This window comes from Streptomyces sp. NBC_00442 (assembly GCF_036014195.1).
Lineage (GTDB): Bacteria > Actinomycetota > Actinomycetes > Streptomycetales > Streptomycetaceae > Streptomyces.
The window spans coordinates 6,371,044-6,387,131 of record NZ_CP107918.1 but is presented as its reverse complement, the minus strand read 5'-3'; the positions used below and the strand labels follow the sequence as shown (position 1 = coordinate 6,387,131).

Sequence of the window (16,088 nt, the reverse complement as noted above, 5' to 3'; positions counted from 1 at the left end):
GGCGGACCGGGGCGCGGTGGGGAAATCGAGGAGCCGAAGGGAGCCGGCGGACTACTCGTCCTCCGCCTCCTCCAGGTCCGAAGGGGTGTCGGTCGGCTCGGTCTTGGCCACATCGGCCTGGAGCAACCGGGACAGCTGACGGCCCACGATGCGCTTGAACTTCCGCTGCTGGGGCCGTGTCCGGTCGAGCACCGCGACTTCGAGGCGCTCCGCGGGGATCTCCCGGTCGGTGCCGTTCGTCTGGCTCGACAGGGCCTGGACCGCCAGCATCAGTGCCTCGGCGAGCGACATGCCGTCCTGATGGCGCTGGTCGAGGAAGGTGCTGATCTGCTCGGAGTTGCCACCGACCGCGACCGAGCCGTGCTCGTCCACGATCGAGCCGTCGTGCGGCAGCCGGTAGATCTGGTCCTCTTCCGGCGTGCTGCCGACCTCGGCGACGACCAGCTCCACCTCGTACGGCTTCTCGCCGACGCTGGAGAAGATGGTGCCCAGCGTCTGCGCGTAGACGTTGGCGAGCCCACGGGCCGTCACATCGTCGCGGTCGTAGGTGTATCCCCGCAGATCCGCGTAACGCACCCCGCCGATGCGGAGGTTCTCGTACTCGTTGTACTTGCCGGCGGCCGCGAAGCCGATCCGGTCGTAGATCTCGCTGAACTTGTGCAGTGCGCGGGACGGGTTCTCGCCGACGAAGACGATGCCGTCGGCGTACTGGATGACAACCAGGCTGCGACCGCGGGCAATGCCCTTGCGGGCGTACTCCGCACGGTCGGCCATGGCCTGCTGGGGTGAGACATAGAACGGGGTCGACACCGGCTAACCGTCCCTTTCTGTCAGTGGCTGAGTCGTCTCGGGGCCTGCGCGGGCCTCAGAGGAGGGAGGCCCGGGGGCCGTCGGGCTGCTCCAGCCGCCGTGCCAGGACGGAGCGGGCCAGCTCGGAGGACTCGGCATCGGTGAGCCTGCGGAAGCCGTCCTCGGTGATGACGGTGACGATCGGGAAGATCCGGCGTGCCATGTCCGGGCCGCCCGTCGCCGAGTCGTCGTCGGCCGCGTCGTAGAGCGCCTGGATGACCAGCGTGGTCGTCTCCTGCTCCGTCAGGTCCTCGCGGTAGAGCTTCTTCATGGAGCCCCGGGCGAAGATCGAGCCGGAACCGGTGGCGGCGAAGCCGTGCTCCTCGGAGCGGCCGCCGGTGACGTCGTAGGAGAAGATGCGGCCCTTCTCGCGGTCCACGTCGTACCCCGCGAAGAGCGGGACCACGGCCAGGCCCTGCATGGCCATGCCGAGGTTGCCGCGGATCATCGTGGAGAGCCGGTTGGCCTTGCCCTCCAGGGAGAGCGTGGTGCCCTCGACCTTCTCGAAGTGCTCCAGCTCCAGCTGGAAGAGCTTGACCATCTCCACCGCGAGGCCCGCGGTGCCCGCGATGCCGACCGCCGAGTACTCGTCGGCCGGGAAGACCTTCTCGATGTCGCGCTGGGCGATCATGTTGCCCATCGTCGCCCGCCGGTCGCCGGCCAGCACGACTCCGCCGGGGAAGATGGCCGACACGATGGTCGTGCCGTGCGGCGCCTCGATGTGGCCCTGCACCGGCGGCATGACGCGCTTCCCGGGCAGCATCTCCGGCGAGTGGTCGGACAGGAAGTCCATGAATGAGGAGGAGCCGGGCGTCAGGAAGGCAGCTGGTAGACGCCCGGTGCCACGAGTGTTGGCTTCCACGAGTTTCCTTCCAAGTAGGCGGCAGCGCGACGGACGGTGCCGGGGAGATTCCCCAACAGGCCGATGGCCGAATTGCAGTTGAAGCTGAAGTACGACTGGACCCTACCCGCCGTGTGGCAGTGATCCACATGAACGGCCGGGCAGGACCGGCCAATTACGCGCTTGTCCTTGCTCGCGCGGGGGCCGGGCCGCGCCGCCGTGGGAAGCCCGCACCTTTGGCCGGGATTCCCACGACGCACCCCCTTGTTCACATCCGTGAACTACTGCCCACCCTTTTGAACGAACGACCGCACGAAGTCCTCGGCGTTCTCCTCGAGTACGTCGTCGATTTCATCCAGCACGGAATCGACGTCGTCCGACAGCTTCTCCTGCCGCTCCTTGAGGTCTTCCGAAGCCTGCGCGTCCTGCGCCTGCTCCTCGACCTCCTCGGTGGAACGCGTCGCCTTCTGCTGGCCGCCGCCGCTGTCCTTGGTCGCCATCTACCTCACCCCGCTCGGTTCGATGTCCTTGATCAGACCCTACAATCCGGGTCCGACATCGGCCCCGCACTCCGTGGAACGCGTGGGGCCTACCACTGTGTTTCCCACACCTGTGTGCTTTCAGCCGCCCGAGAGCACCCGCACCAGATCTTCGGCCGTCCGGCACCGGTCGAGCAGCGCCTTCACGTGATTACGCGTTCCGCGAAGGGGTTCCAGGGTTGGCACCCGCTGGAGCGAGTCCCGGCCCGGAAGATCGAAGATCACCGAGTCCCAGGAGGCCGCCGCGACGTCGTCCGCGTACTGGTCGAGGCAGCGCCCGCGGAAGTAGGCCCTGGTGTCCTCCGGGGGCTGCGTCTGGGCCCGCAGGATCCCGGGGTCGTCCAGGAGGCGCTTCATCTTGCCGCGGGCCACCAGACGGTTGTACAGGCCCTTCTCCGGCCGTACGTCGGCGTACTGGAGGTCCACCAGGTGCAGCCGCGCCGCGTCCCACTCCAGGCCGTCGCGGCGCCGGTAGCCCTCCATCAGCTCGCGCTTGGCGATCCAGTCGAGCTCGCCCGACAGGCTCATCGGGTCGTTCTCCAGCCGGTTCAGCACGTCCTCCCAGCGGACCAGGACGTCCTTGGTCTGCTCGTCGGCGTCCGCCCCGAACCGCTCGTCGACGTACTTGCGCGCCAGCTCGAAGTACTCCATCTGGAGCTGGACGGCCGTGAGCGTGCGGCCGCTGCGCAGCGTGACGAGGTGGTGCAGGGTGGGGTCGTGCGAGACCTGGTGGAGGGTGCGGACCGGCTGGTCCACGGCCAGGTCGACGTTGATGAACCCTTCCTCGATCATGGACAGGACCAAGGAGGTGGTGCCCAGCTTGAGGTAGGTCGAGATCTCCGAGAGGTTGGCGTCGCCGATGATCACGTGCAGGCGGCGGTACTTCTCCGCGTCGGCGTGCGGTTCGTCGCGCGTGTTGATGATCGGGCGCTTGAGGGTGGTCTCCAGACCGACCTCGACCTCGAAGTAGTCGGCCCGCTGGCTGATCTGGAAGCCGTGCTCGTGGCCGTCCTGGCCGATGCCGACGCGGCCGGCACCGGTGATGACCTGGCGCGAGACGAAGAACGGGGTCAGGTGGCGCACGATGTCCGAGAAGGCGGTCTCCCGCTTCATCAGGTAGTTCTCGTGCGTGCCGTACGAGGCGCCCTTGTTGTCGGTGTTGTTCTTGTACAGGTGGATCGGCTGGGCCCCGGGGAGCTGGGCGGCGCGCTCGGCCGCCTCGGCCATGATGCGTTCGCCCGCCTTGTCCCACAGGACGGCGTCCCGGGGGTTGGTGACCTCCGGGGAGCTGTACTCGGGGTGGGCGTGGTCGACGTAGAGCCGTGCCCCATTGGTGAGGATGACGTTGGCGAGGCCGATGTCCTCGTCGGTGAGCTGGCTCGAGTCGGCGGCCTCGCGGGCGAGGTCGAAGCCACGGGCGTCCCGCAGCGGGTTCTCCTCCTCGAAGTCCCAGCGGGCGCGGCGCGCCCGGTGCATCGCCGCCGCGTAGGCGTTGACGATCTGGGACGAGGTGAGCATGGCATTGGCGTTGGGGTGGCCGGGGACGGAGATCCCGTACTCCGTCTCGATGCCCATTACTCGCCGTACGGTCATGCGGCCCTCCTTGCCCGGCGGCGCTCCCCCGCGGGAGCGGCGCTCAAGTACCGCTGGTTCTCCGGTGCGTGTGCGGTGCCCGTCCCCGCACTGCGCGACTAGGCGGTACCGAAGAGCCTAGAACGCCTTTGCGCTGGTGGGGAGATCAATTGCGTCATTGCTCGTGCGCTGTTCGTGGCCTGAAAAGCAGTCGGCTGCGGATGCCCGCTCGGGCACCCGCAGCCGGCCTGCCTTTTACAGGTATTGACCGGTGTTGGCCACCGTGTCGATGGAGCGTCCGGTGTCCGCGCCCTGCTTTCCGGTGACGAGCGTGCGGATGAATACGATCCGTTCGCCCTTCTTTCCGGAAATCCTGGCCCAGTCGTCCGGGTTGGTGGTGTTCGGCAGGTCCTCGTTCTCCTTGAACTCGTCCACGCAAGCCTGGAGGAGGTGGGAGATCCGAAGGCCCTTCTGGTTCTGGTCGAGGAAGGCCTTGATGGCCATCTTCTTGGCCCGGTCCACGATGTTCTGGATCATGGCGCCGGAGTTGAAGTCCTTGAAGTACAGGACTTCCTTGTCGCCGTTGGCGTACGTGACTTCGAGGAAGCGGTTCTCCTCGGATTCCGCGTACATCTGCTCCACCACGGACTGGATCATCGCGTGGGTGGTGCCGTCCTTGTCCCCGCCGTGCTCGGCGAGGTCGTCGGAGTGCAGCGGCAGCGAGGACCTGAGGTACTTGGCGAAGATGTCCTTCGCCGCCTCCGCGTCCGGACGCTCGATCTTGATCTTCACGTCGAGCCGGCCGGGCCGCAGGATCGCGGGGTCGATCATGTCCTCGCGGTTGGAGGCGCCGATGACGATGACGTTCTCCAGGCCCTCCACGCCGTCGATCTCGGCGAGCAGCTGCGGGACGATGGTGTTCTCCACGTCCGAGCTGACACCGGATCCGCGGGTGCGGAAGAGGGATTCCATCTCGTCGAAGAAGACGATGACGGGGGTGCCCTCGCTCGCCTTCTCCCTGGCTCGCTGGAAGACCAGGCGGATGTGCCGCTCGGTCTCGCCGACGTACTTGTTGAGGAGCTCGGGGCCCTTGATGTTGAGGAAGTAGCTCTTCCCCGCGGGCTGGCCGGTGACCTCGGCGACCTTCTTGGCAAGGGAGTTGGCGACCGCCTTCGCGATCAGTGTCTTGCCGCATCCCGGCGGGCCGTAGAGCAGGATGCCCTTCGGCGGCCGCAGTTCGTGCTCCTTGAAGAGGTCGGGGTAGAGGTAGGGCAGCTCGACCGCGTCGCGGATCAGCTCGATCTGGTTGCCCAGACCGCCGATCTTGTCGTAGTCGACGTCCGGGACCTCTTCGAGGACGAGCTCCTCGACCTCGCTCTTGGGAACCACTTCGTAGACGTAGCCGGACCTGGGTTCCAGCAGGAGCGCATCGCCGGGGCGGATGGTGATGTCCAGGAGCGGCTCGGCGAGCCTCACCACCCGTTCCTCGTCGGTGTGCCCGATCACCAGGGCGCGCTCGCCGTCCTCCAGGATCTCCTTGAGGGTGACGATGTCCCCGGCGCGCTCGAACTCCATGGCCTCGACCACGTTGAGCGCTTCGTTGAGCATGACTTCCTGGCCGCGCCTCAGTTCGTCCGGTTCGACGCTGGGGCTGACGTTCACCCGGAGCTTGCGGCCCCCGGTGAAGATGTCGACGGTGCCGTCCTCGTTGGACTGCAGGAAGACTCCGAAGCCGGCCGGCGGCTGCGCGAGCCGGTCGACCTCCTCCTTGAGGGCCACGATCTGGTCGCGGGCCTCCCGGAGGGTGTTGGCGAGCCGCTCGTTCTGCGCGGACACGCCCGCCAGGCTGGTCTGCAACTCGACGATCCGCTCTTCGAGAATCCTCGTATGACGCGGCGAGTCGGCGAGCTTACGTCGCAGGACGGCGATTTCCTGCTCTAGATAGGCAACCTGGCCGGCTGGGTCCTCAGACCCCCGCACGGGCCGGATGCCGCGGTTGTTGTCGTCGTCGTGGGCTGCCACGGTCCTCACCTCCTCCAAGGGGAGCTGGACGCTTCCTGACCCTACCTGGGCTGGTGGTGATTGAAACCCCTAGATCACAAAGACTCTGAGGTGTGTCTGATCTTCACCCTTGCGCTCTCCCTCACGTCAGGTGAATACCCACCCAGCAACATCGGAAAGCGGGCGGTTGTTATCGTCGATGGAGTCAACACCCGTCAGGGCTGGCATCGATTGATTCATTCGCGCAGGAACGGCAGGCACATGAACGAGGCTCTCGAAGTCTGGATCGACCAGGACCTGTGCACCGGCGACGGCATCTGTGTCCAGTACGCCCCCGAGGTCTTCGAGCTGGACATCGACGGGCTTGCGTATGTGAAGAGCTCGGACGACGAGTTGCTGCAGACGCCGAAGGCGACAACACCCGTGCCGCTGCCGCTGCTCCAGGACGTCGTGGACTCCGCCAAGGAGTGCCCCGGCGACTGCATTCACGTGCGCCGGGTTTCGGACAGCGTGGAGGTGTACGGGCCCGACGCGGAGTAGCCGCCGGGCCGCCGGACGCCGTGGCGGGCCGGTTGCGCGCGGGGTCCGCGCTCAGGCGCCGATGGCCTCGGCGCCGGTGGAGCGGACGAACTTGCCCGCTCGCCAGCGCCATTTGACCTGTTGGCGTACGTCCGGTTCGTAGCGCGGTACGTCGTCCGACGAGTAGCCGAGCAGCGTCGCCGCCACCGCTCCGTCGCGGACCATGAGGTCGCTCACGCTCTGCTTGTCCGCGGGGTCCACCAGCGTCGCCACCACGCGCGGCGTCGTGCCCTTCGCCGTCGGCCGGGTCAGCACGTAGACGCCGCTGGGCGGGGTGCCGCCGCCGGCGTTGCAGTGCACGATCGCGACGGTTTCCGGGACGCCGTCGCCGTCGAGGTCGCCGGAGGCCTTCTTCTCCACCACGGTGCCCAGGGGTCCGCAGTCCAGCGGGAAGGCGACCGTGCCCGGGTCGGGTGCGGCCTCGGTGGTGAGCGGGGCGCTGTGTCCGCCGGGGGTCTGGGAGGCCTTGGCCGGGTCCGGTGTCAGGAGGCCGGCGAGGGCGACCACGGCGGACATCGCGGTGGCGGTGGCGACCCAGTGCACGGGGCGGGCGTGGGTGTGCGCGAGCTCAGGGACGGCGGCATTCTGCACGCGGGAAGTCTCCTGTGAAGGGCGGTGCGGGTGGCGGGGGGTGGCCAGCATCGTGCCACACGTCACATGGGCGTGGAATACCGGGGCACCGGGCTCAACGTAAAGGCGCCGCCGCCGAGTTCCCGGGTCGGTCCGGGAACTCGGCGGCGGCGCCGGTTCGTTGTACGGGGCCCAGCTTCAGGACGGGTCAGTCCTTGTTGGGGCCCTCGTAGTCGTCGCCGTAGGCGCCCTTGGCGGGGCGGCGGCGGCGCATGGGGGGCTCGACGCCGTCCGCGAGGCGGCGTGCGGTGACGAGGAAGCCGGTGTGGCCGATCATCCGGTGGTCCGGGCGGACGGCGAGGCCTTCGACGTGCCAGTTGCGGATCATCGATTCCCAGGGCTGCGGCTCGGCGAAGCAGCCGATCTCGCGGATGGACTCCACGGTGCGCGAGAGCTGGGTGGTGGTGGCCACGTAGCAGCACAGGATGCCGCCGGGCACGAGTGCCTTGGAGACGGCGTCCAGGCACTCCCAGGGGGCGAGCATGTCCAGGATGACGCGGTCGACGTCGGTGTCCGACAGGTTGTCCTGGAGGTCGCCCACGGTGAGCTGCCAGGCCGGGTGCGGGCCGCCGAAGTAGCGCTCCACGTTCTGCGTGGCGATCTCGGCGAAGTCCTCGCGGCGCTCGTAGGAGTGCAGCATGCCGTGGTCGCCGACGGCGCGCAGCAGGAAGGCGCTCAGGGAGCCCGATCCGACGCCGGCCTCGACGACGCGGGCCCCGGCGAAGATGTCCGCGAAGGCCAGGATCTGCCCCGCGTCCTTGGGGTAGACCACGGCGGCGCCGCGGGGCATGGACAGGACGAAGTCGGGGAGCAGGGGGCGCAGCGCGAGATAGGCGACGTTTCCCGTGGTTCGGACAACACTGCCCTCGGGAGCACCGATCAGCTCGTCGTGCGGGAAGGAACCCTTGTGGGTGTGGAAATTCTTCCCGGCTTCGAGCGTGAACGTGTAGTGGCGTCCCTTGGGGTCGGTGAGCTGGACCTGGTCCCCGACCTTGAAGGGCCCGCGACGGCGGGCGGCACCGGTCGGTTCGGACATACGACCAGAGTACCGGCCGTTCCAGGTCTCGAACGCCACGCCGGTGGCGGCGCGGGGGTTACGAGCCGGGCCGTGCCATGGCCGCCACGAAGGCCTTCTCCACGTCGGCGGCGGAGAGCACTCCGTAGATCTCGCCGGTCTCCTCGACGACGAGGTACTCGGTGGCGGGGGTGGCCCTGAGCAGGTCGAGCAGGGGCTCTCCGGCGAGTTCGGCGGGGACGCGCATGCCGTCGGTGAGGTCCTGGGCGAGGCCGCTGACGGCGACCCAGGGGCGGCGGTGTTCGGGCACGCCGACGATGGCTGCCTCGCGGACCAGGGCGGTGGGGTCGCCGTGCCCGTCGACGACGACCAGGGCGCGGGCGCCCGATTCGTTGGCGCGGCGCAGCGCCTCGGAGAGCGGGGTGGTGGACTCGACGGGGACGGCGCGCCGGGTCAGGCTGCGGGCGCGCAGCTCCGGCAGGTGTTCGCGCAGCCGGGCCATGCGCAGGCTGTTGCCGGCGCCGGTCCAGATGATCGCGGCGAGGATGGCGGCGAGCAGCGCGTCGGTGACGGTGTCCATGCCGCTGACCTCGTCGGGCGAGTTGCCGAGGGCGCCGGTCTGGGTGAGCATCGGCAGGCCGATGAGGACCGTGACGGCCAGAGCGCGGCCGACCCAGGCGGCGGCGACGGTGCCGCTCATGGGCTTGCCGGTGATCTTCCAGACGACGGCACGGAGCATGCGGCCGCCGTCGAGGGGCAGTCCGGGCAGGAGGTTGAAGCCGGCGACGATGAGGTTGGAGACCATCAGGCCGGCGAGCAGCACGCCGGGAACGGTGCCGGGTTCGACGGCTTTCATGCCGAGGTAGAAGAGACCGGACAGGACGAGCGAGAGCAGGGGGCCGACGAAGGCGAGGACGAACTCGCGCCCCGGCGTCTCGGTCTCCTTCTCGATCTCGGAGACCCCGCCGAAGAACTGGAGCTGGATGCGGCGCACCGGCAGCTGGAAGCGCAGCGCGGCCACGGTGTGGGCGAGTTCGTGGACCAGGACCGACGCGTAGAAGGCCACGGCGAAGAAGAGGGAGACGAGGTAGCGGGCCGCGCCGAGTTCGGGCAGGACGCGGTCGAGCTGGCCGCCGAAGACCCAGGTGATGAGGGCGGCGACCAGGAACCAGCTGGGGGCGACGTAGACGGGCACTCCGAAGGGGCGGCCCATCAGAAGACCGCCGCCGGGGCCGGGACGCGGCTGCTTGCCGTTGCCGGGGCCCGAGCCGGGCTTCTTGTCCTGCGCGCCGGACCGCGGCCGTCCGCTCTTGCCGCTTTCGCCGCTGTCTTCCACGGGTTCCCTTCGTCGGTACGATGTCTTCCCTGGAATGTGCCCCGGGGCACGGGCCGGACCCTTTTCGTCCGCCGCGTGTTCGCCGCATGGTGCGATACCACGATCATGCAGGGTGAGGGCACCTGTCGTCGATGGTATTCCGCTCGCTGTCAGTGGCGGGTCGTAGGGTCTGAGTCATGAGTACGAGCACGGGTGGGGCCGCGGCCGCCCAGCAGCCCACATCGCTGTCGCCGTCGCGGGCGAACGACTTCATGCAGTGCCCGCTGCTGTACCGGTTCCGGGTGATCGACCGGCTGCCGGAGAAGCCCAGCGAGGCCGCCACCCGCGGCACGCTGGTGCACGCGGTCCTGGAGCGGCTCTTCGACGATCCCGCGGCCGAGCGCACCGCGCCGCGCGCCAAGTCGATGATCCCCGGGCAGTGGGACCGCCTGCTCGAGGCGAAGCCGGAGCTGACCGAGCTGTTCGCCGAGGACGCCGAGGGCGAGCGGCTCGCCCGCTGGCTCGGCGAGGCCGAGCGGCTCGTGGAGCGCTGGTTCTCGCTGGAGGACCCCACACGTCTTGAGCCGGTGGAGCGGGAGTTCTTCGTGGAGACGGAGCTGGATTCGGGGCTGCGGCTGCGCGGGGTCATCGACCGGGTGGACGTGGCTCCCACCGGCGAGGTTCGGATCGTCGACTACAAGACGGGCAAGGCCCCCCGGCCGCAGTACGCGGAGGGCGCGCTCTTCCAGATGAAGTTCTACGCCCTGGTGGTGTGGCGCCTGAAGCAGGTGGTGCCGCGCAGGCTTCAGCTGGTCTACCTCGGCAGTGGTGACGTGCTGACGTACGACCCGGTCGAGGCGGACCTGGTGCAGGTGGAGCGGAAGCTGCTCGCGCTGTGGGAGGCGATCCGGCTCGCCACGGAGACGGGTGACTGGCGGCCGCGGCCGACCAAACTGTGCGGCTGGTGCGACCATCAGGCGGTCTGCCCGGAATTCGGGGGGACTCCCCCGGTATACCCGCTGTCCATCGTCCCGGTGTCCGATCCGGCAGGCTGAGCCCACCGGTTTCCGGCGGTCGGCGGCCCGCTCCTCCGGGTGCTCCGGGCGGGGCCGCGGCGGCCGTGCCCGGACGGACCGGCCCGGGGTGAGCAGGGCAGAATGGGCCGGGTCCAGCAATCTGATGAGGAGTACCCGTGGCGATCCGCGTCCTACTGGTCGACGACCAGCCGCTGCTGCGCACCGGCTTCCGCATGATCCTGGAGGCCGAGCAGGACATCGCGGTGGTCGGCGAGGCCGGTGACGGTCTGCAGGCCCTCGACCAGGTGCGGGCGCTCCAGCCCGATGTGGTCCTCATGGACATCCGGATGCCGCGGATGGACGGGGTGGAGGCGACCCGGCAGATCAGCGGGCCGGGCAAGGACGGGCCGGCCAAGGTGCTCGTCCTGACCACCTTCGATCTCGACGAGTACGTGGTGGAGGCGCTCAAGGCGGGAGCCAGCGGCTTCCTCCTGAAGGACGCGCCCGCCACGGAGCTGGTGCAGGCGATCCGGGTGGTCGCGGCCGGCGAGGCGATGTTGGCGCCGTCGATCACACGGCGGCTGCTCGACAAGTACGCCGACCACCTGCCGTCCGGGGAGGACCCGGTGCCGGACACGCTGCACACGCTGACCGACCGTGAGGTCGAGGTCCTGAAGCTGGTCGCCCGTGGCCTTTCCAACGCGGAGATCGCGGCGGACCTGTTCGTCAGCGAGACGACGGTCAAGACGCATGTGGGGCATGTGCTGACGAAGCTCGGGTTGCGGGACCGGGTTCAGGCGGCGGTCTATGCGTATGAGAGTGGGCTGGTTCGGCCGGGTGCACAGTAGGGCGGGACGGCTCCCTTGGCCACCGGGGCTCCGCCCCCGGACCCCGGCTCCTCGAACGCCGGAGGGGCGGAGGGGCTGAGGGCTGAGGGGGGCCGCGTCGGTCGAGTGTCGGGTGCGGGTGCGCCGTGGCTGATCGCGCGGTTCCCCGGGGCCCCAGCAGGGGGCGGTCCCTGACGTTCGGCGTCGGGTGCGGGCCGGCGGGGGTTGCTCGCGCGGTTCCCCGCGGCCCTGAGCGGGGTGACCGGAACTGGCCGTCAGCCCTTTTTGATTTCCCAGAAGCGGAAGACCGTTGACGGGTCCAGGGTCCACTCCAGGCCCGTGATTCCGGTGCGGGCCACCGCGTACTGCTTGCCCTGCCACAGGGGCAGGACGGGGACGTCGTCGGCGACGATGTCCTGGAGCCGCGCGAAGTCGGCCTCCGTGGCGCCGCGGTCCGCGGTGGCCGCGGTCTCCGGGAGGATCTCGTCGGTGATCTGCTTGTCCGTGTAGTTGTTGGACAGCACATTGCCCTTGCCGAAGAACGGCAGGGTGAAGTTGTCCGGGTCCGGGTAGTCGGGCACCCAGCCCTTCACGTACACGCCGTACTTTCCGGCCTCGATGTCCTTCTCGTACTGCTTGAACTCGACCGACTTCACGTCCGCGTCGAACAGTCCGCTCGCGTTGAGCTGGGCCGCGATGGTCCTCAACTCCTCGTCGGTGGAGGGTCCGTAGCGGCTGGGCGTCGACCAGAGCGTCAGCTTCACCTTGCCGGTGATGCCCGCCGAGTGCAGCGCCGCCTTCGCCTTGGCGGGCTGGGGGCTGCCCCCGTACGCGTCGAAGAACGCGGTGCTGTGCGCGGTGATGCCGCTCGGGACGACCGAGTACAGGGGGCTCGCGGTGGACGAGTAGACGTCGCGCACCAGGGCCTCGCGGTCGACGAGATAGGCGATCGCCTTGCGCACCCCGAGCTTGCCCGCGACCGGGTCCTTCATGTTGAAGACCAGGTCCTGGACCTCGGCGCTGGTGCCCTCGATGACGTCGACGCCCTTCTTTCCGGCCGTCGACGAGGCCTGGAGGGCGGCGGTGTCCTTGGCGGTGAGGCCTCGGTAGGCGAGGTCGACGTCGCCCTTGTCGAGGGCCACGGCCAGCGCCTTCTGGTCGCCGTGGAAGAGCTTCAGGGTCAGGCCCGTGTTCTTGGCCCGCACCGTGCCCTTGTAGGCGGAGTTGACCGAGAAGACGGCTTGCTTCTCGCCGAAGGAGTCCAGCTTGTAGACGCCGGAGCCCACCGCCTTGCCGTCGGTGCGGAGCTTGTCGGCCGGGTACTCCTTGTGGTCGACGATCGAACCGGCACCGGAGGCGATCTTGCTGGGGAAGGTCGCGTCCGGGACCTTGAGGTGGAAGACGACCGTCGCCGCGTCCGGGGTGTCGACCTTGCCGAGGGTGGCGAGCATCGGCGCCGGGCCGCTGTCGTCGTTGATCTTCAGGATGCGCTCGAAGGAGTACTTGACGTCCTCGGACGTGAGCTTGTCGCCGTTGCTGAAGGCGAGTCCCGGCCGCAGCGTGCAGCGGTAGACCGTGGAGCCGCCCGCGTCGAAGCTGCACGCCTGCGCGGCCTCGGGCTGCGGCGTCGAGCTGCCCTTGGGGAAGCTGAGCAGCGACTGGAACACGTTGTTGAACAGCAGCCACGAGCCGGGGTCGTACCCGGAGGCCGGGTCGGTGGCCAGGATGTCGTCGGACATTCCCATGACCACCGAACCGCCGTCACTGGCGGAGGCACCGCCCTGCTGCGTGCCGCACCCGGTGAGGGCGCCGGCGGCCACTCCCGCCGCGAGAGGGGCCGTCAGCCATCGGTTGCGTATCTTCACGTGCGGGTGCCTCACAGAGCTGCTTGCGGGGGGTGGCCGGCCGCGCGCGTGGGGGGCGCGGCCGGGTCGTGCGTCAGGCCTTGCCTCGGCCCAGCTCCCAGAGCTGAAGGTTGGAGGAGGAGTTGATGGCCCATTCGGTGCCGGTGATGTCGGTGCGGGCCGCGACGTACTGCTTGCCCTGCCACAACGGGATGACCGGGACGTCGTTGGCGACGATGTCCTGGATCTGCTCGAACGACTTCGACGCCTGGTTGCGGTCGGCCGCCACCCGCGACTCGGGGATCAGCGTGTTGCGGATGTCGTTGCTGACGTACGGGGTGTGCAGGAAGTTGTCCGAGCCGAAGAACGGCGCGATGAAGTTGTCCGGGTCCGGGAAGTCGGGGAACCAGCCGAGGCCGTAGACCGCGTAATCACCCTTCTTCTGGGCCGGGCGGAACTTCGACCACTCGGTGCCCTGCACGGTGGTGCTGAACAGACCGGTCGCGTTCAGCTGCTGCGACAGGTTCTTGAACTCGTCCGCGGTGATCGAACCGTAGTGGTCCTTGGTGTAGTTCAAGGTCAGCTTGACGGGCGTCTGTATGTTGGCGGCCTTGAGGATCTGCGCCGCCTTGGCCTTGCTCGCCTCGCCGTACTTGTTGAAGAACGAGTTGGTGTGCCCGGCGATCGAGGTGGGGATCAGCGAGTACAGCGGCTCGGCGGACTGCCCGTACACCTTGCTCACCAGGGTGCTGCGGTCGATGGACTGGGCCATCGCCTGACGCACGGCCTTGTTCTTGACCGCCGGGTCCTCGGTGTTGAAGCCCAGGTAGCGGATCTCGAGGCCGGGCATCTCGACCAGGTTGATGTCCTTGCTGGGGCTGACCTGCATCTGCTGGATCTGCCCGGGTGACATGGCGCGCGCCATCAGGTCGATGTCGCCCTTGCCGAGCGCCGTGCCCATCGCTTCCGCGGACGGGAAGGAGCGCAGCTCGACCTTGTCGTTGGCGAACTTCACGTCGCCCTTGTAGTTCGGGTTCTTGGTGAAGGTGAACTTCACCGCCTGGTCGCCCTTGACGTCGGCCTTCATCGTGTACGGCCCGGAGCCGTCCACCTCGAAGCCGCCGCGCAGCTTCTTCGGCTCGTACTTGTCCTTCGGCACGATGCCGGCGGCGGGCGTCGCGAGCTTGTACGGGAAGGTCGCGTCGGGCGTCTTCAGGTGGAAGACGATCTCGGTGCCGCCCTTGGTGTCCATCGTGTCGATGTTGTCGAGGAGACCGGCGGGGCCGTTGTCGTCCTTGATGTCGATGACGCGCTGGATGGAGTACTTCACGTCGTCGGCGGTCACCTTGGTGCCGTCGGAGAACTCCAGGCCGCTGCGCAGGGTGCAGCGGTAGCTCTCGTTCTCCTTGTCGGTGAAGCCGCACGAGGAGGCCGCGTCGGGGACGGGCAGGCCGCCGCCGCGCGGAACGTGGACCAGCGACTGGGTCGTCTGCATCATCACGTTCCAGATGCCGGTCTCGTACGCGTGCGCCGGATCGAAGGGGGCGGGGGCGTCCTTGGTGGCCACGAACTGGTCCGTGGTTCCCACGACGATGGTCTTGCCGCCGTCTCCCCCGCTCTCCGATCCGCCGCAGGCGGCGAGTACGGGAGCGAGCAGGCCCACTACGGCCGGCAGCACCAAAGTCTTGCGGTTCATCCTGGACGATCTCCCTTGTCCGGCACTTTGGGCTGGAGCTGTGTACGGGACACTCGCCGCGTCCGCCCGTTCGGGGCGGGGCGATCGGGCCGGGTTTGTGCGATCGGACCTGCGCTCCCGTCCGCGGGGTGTGCGGCGGGACAGATAAGGGTGCGGCGAAGTTCTCGCGACGAGATTAGTGCGCGCCGCGCGCAAAGCTGGAACTGGCTTCCGGGCGCGGGGAATCGATCGGTCCACTGGTCTGCCGGGCCCCCGATACGGAACGCCGGAATGTTTCGTACACGGGTTCACCAAACGGGACACAAAGGCACGCCGGGGGACGTCCCAGGGCCGGGATCGGGCCGCTGTCGACCCCGCGTCGGGTGATGAACGTCACCAGTGGCGCCGTTTGACTGCGGAGGATCCGCGCCGCGGAAGGTGACGGTCCACGCACGCGCGGCTGCGCGGCGTTTCCGCCGAGGCCGCGGGCGGGGAGGACCGGCGGAGGGAGGGGCCGGCATACGGAGGGCCGGCCGGGGGGAGGCCCGGCGGAGGGAGGGCCCGGCGGAGGGAGGGCCCGGCGGAGCGGGGACCCGGGCGCGGGGGGCCGGCTAGTTCACCCGCGTGATCAGGGTACGCAGGAACGCCAGGTCGACCTCTTCGAGCGAGCCGACCACGACCCGGCCGGCGGTGGCCTCGATGGGGGCCACGGACGGCACCGCGACGACCCGGCAGCCCGCCGCCTCGGCCGCGGCGACGCCGGTCGCGGTGTCCTCCACCACGGCGCATCCGGCCGGGTCCGCGCCGAGACCGCGGGCGGCGATCAGGTAGGGGTCGGGGTACGGCTTGGTGCGGGCCACCTCGTCGCCCGCGACGGTCAGCGCGAAGTGCTCGGGGCCCAGCGAGTGCACGATCTTGTCGATGATGCGGCGGTGCGACGCGGAGACCAGGGCGGTGGGGACGCGGTGCGCGGCGAGCTCGGCGAGCAGCCCCGCGGCGCCCGGCATCAGCGGGACGCCCCGGGAGATCCGCGCCTCGAAGTGGTCGTTGAGCAGCACGGTCAGTTCGGGCACGGTGATGTCGGCGCCGGTGGCCTCGATGAGGAAGGCCGCGCTGCGCGTCATGGGCCCGCCGACCACCACGTCCCGCCACGACTCGTCCAGGACGTGCCCGAGGGTCGCGAACGCCTCGCGCTCGGCGTCCCACCAGAACCCCTCGGTGTCGACGAGCGTGCCGTCCATGTCGAGGAGCACGGCCTGGAGGGCGGAGCCTTCGGCCATGCGTGTCTGCGCCAGCGGCGTGGCCCTGGGCGTCGTGGTCGTGGTCGTGCTCGTCGTCGTGGGGACCGTACTGGTCATCGGCACACCTCCTGAAGGGACGCAAAG

At 69.1% G+C, this 16,088-nt stretch carries 15 protein-coding genes; 3 read left to right on the top strand and 12 right to left on the bottom strand.

Annotated features, from left to right (window positions below; translation table 11 throughout):
• Positions 1 to 51: 51 nt before the first annotated feature.
• From prcA to arc, 6 genes are all read right to left on the bottom strand, one after another.
• Entirely contained in the window at positions 52 to 810 is a 759-nt protein-coding gene (gene prcA, locus OG432_RS28610) for a proteasome subunit alpha (RefSeq protein ID WP_328313839.1), read from the bottom strand.
• A gap of 55 nt (positions 811 to 865) precedes the next feature.
• A complete protein-coding gene (gene prcB, locus OG432_RS28605) occupies positions 866 to 1,711 on the bottom strand; it encodes a proteasome subunit beta (protein WP_328313838.1) in 846 nt (281 codons plus the stop codon).
• Positions 1,663 to 1,950, bottom strand: a complete 288-nt coding sequence (locus OG432_RS28600; RefSeq protein ID WP_443058615.1) for an endonuclease domain-containing protein — start codon at positions 1,948 to 1,950, stop codon at positions 1,663 to 1,665. Before OG432_RS28600 ends, prcB begins: the two co-directional genes overlap by 49 nt.
• Before the next feature lie 21 nt (positions 1,951 to 1,971).
• Entirely contained in the window at positions 1,972 to 2,190 is a 219-nt protein-coding gene (locus OG432_RS28595) for a ubiquitin-like protein Pup (RefSeq protein ID WP_046928888.1), read from the bottom strand.
• A gap of 120 nt (positions 2,191 to 2,310) precedes the next feature.
• Positions 2,311 to 3,822, bottom strand: coding sequence for a depupylase/deamidase Dop (gene dop, locus OG432_RS28590; RefSeq protein ID WP_328313837.1), 1,512 nt, complete (start codon positions 3,820 to 3,822; stop codon positions 2,311 to 2,313).
• A gap of 234 nt (positions 3,823 to 4,056) precedes the next feature.
• Entirely contained in the window at positions 4,057 to 5,823 is a 1,767-nt protein-coding gene (arc, locus tag OG432_RS28585; protein WP_328313836.1) for a proteasome ATPase, read from the bottom strand.
• 240 nt (positions 5,824 to 6,063) lie between these two features.
• Here arc and OG432_RS28580 point away from each other — a divergent pair, with 240 nt between their 5' ends.
• Positions 6,064 to 6,342: a ferredoxin gene (locus OG432_RS28580; RefSeq protein ID WP_267054110.1), complete on the top strand. Its 279-nt coding sequence runs from the start codon at positions 6,064 to 6,066 to the stop codon at positions 6,340 to 6,342.
• Positions 6,343 to 6,393: 51 nt separating this feature from the next.
• On the opposite strand, the gene OG432_RS28575 is transcribed toward OG432_RS28580, so the two are convergent.
• The 3 genes from OG432_RS28575 to OG432_RS28565 all read right to left on the bottom strand — a co-directional run bounded on the left by OG432_RS28575 (position 6,394) and on the right by OG432_RS28565 (position 9,362).
• Positions 6,394 to 6,972: a hypothetical protein gene (locus OG432_RS28575; RefSeq protein WP_328313835.1), complete on the bottom strand. Its 579-nt coding sequence runs from the start codon at positions 6,970 to 6,972 to the stop codon at positions 6,394 to 6,396.
• 187 nt (positions 6,973 to 7,159) lie between these two features.
• A complete protein-coding gene (locus OG432_RS28570; protein ID WP_328313834.1) occupies positions 7,160 to 8,047 on the bottom strand; it encodes a tRNA (adenine-N1)-methyltransferase in 888 nt (295 codons plus the stop codon).
• A gap of 58 nt (positions 8,048 to 8,105) precedes the next feature.
• Complete coding sequence (locus OG432_RS28565) at positions 8,106 to 9,362, bottom strand: site-2 protease family protein (RefSeq protein ID WP_328313833.1); 1,257 nt, start codon at positions 9,360 to 9,362, stop codon at positions 8,106 to 8,108.
• A 176-nt stretch (positions 9,363 to 9,538) separates the two neighbouring features.
• Here OG432_RS28565 and OG432_RS28560 point away from each other — a divergent pair, with 176 nt between their 5' ends.
• On the top strand, positions 9,539 to 10,396 hold the full coding sequence (locus OG432_RS28560) for a RecB family exonuclease (RefSeq protein WP_328313832.1): 858 nt from the start codon (positions 9,539 to 9,541) through the stop codon (positions 10,394 to 10,396).
• A gap of 137 nt (positions 10,397 to 10,533) precedes the next feature.
• Complete coding sequence (locus OG432_RS28555) at positions 10,534 to 11,205, top strand: response regulator (RefSeq protein ID WP_267054106.1); 672 nt, start codon at positions 10,534 to 10,536, stop codon at positions 11,203 to 11,205.
• Positions 11,206 to 11,459: 254 nt separating this feature from the next.
• Here OG432_RS28555 and OG432_RS28550 read toward each other — a convergent pair whose 3' ends face one another.
• The 3 genes from OG432_RS28550 to OG432_RS28540 all read right to left on the bottom strand — a co-directional run bounded on the left by OG432_RS28550 (position 11,460) and on the right by OG432_RS28540 (position 16,061).
• Positions 11,460 to 13,049 (bottom strand): ABC transporter substrate-binding protein, encoded by a 1,590-nt coding sequence (locus tag OG432_RS28550; protein WP_328313831.1) that lies wholly within the window; start codon positions 13,047 to 13,049, stop codon positions 11,460 to 11,462.
• A gap of 73 nt (positions 13,050 to 13,122) precedes the next feature.
• The gene (locus tag OG432_RS28545; RefSeq protein WP_328313830.1) at positions 13,123 to 14,724 is read right to left on the bottom strand and encodes an ABC transporter substrate-binding protein; all 1,602 of its coding nucleotides are present in this window, start codon (positions 14,722 to 14,724) and stop codon (positions 13,123 to 13,125) included.
• Positions 14,725 to 15,314: 590 nt separating this feature from the next.
• Positions 15,315 to 16,061, bottom strand: a complete 747-nt coding sequence (locus OG432_RS28540) for an HAD family hydrolase (RefSeq protein ID WP_443058476.1) — start codon at positions 16,059 to 16,061, stop codon at positions 15,315 to 15,317.
• Positions 16,062 to 16,088 lie beyond the last annotated feature (27 nt).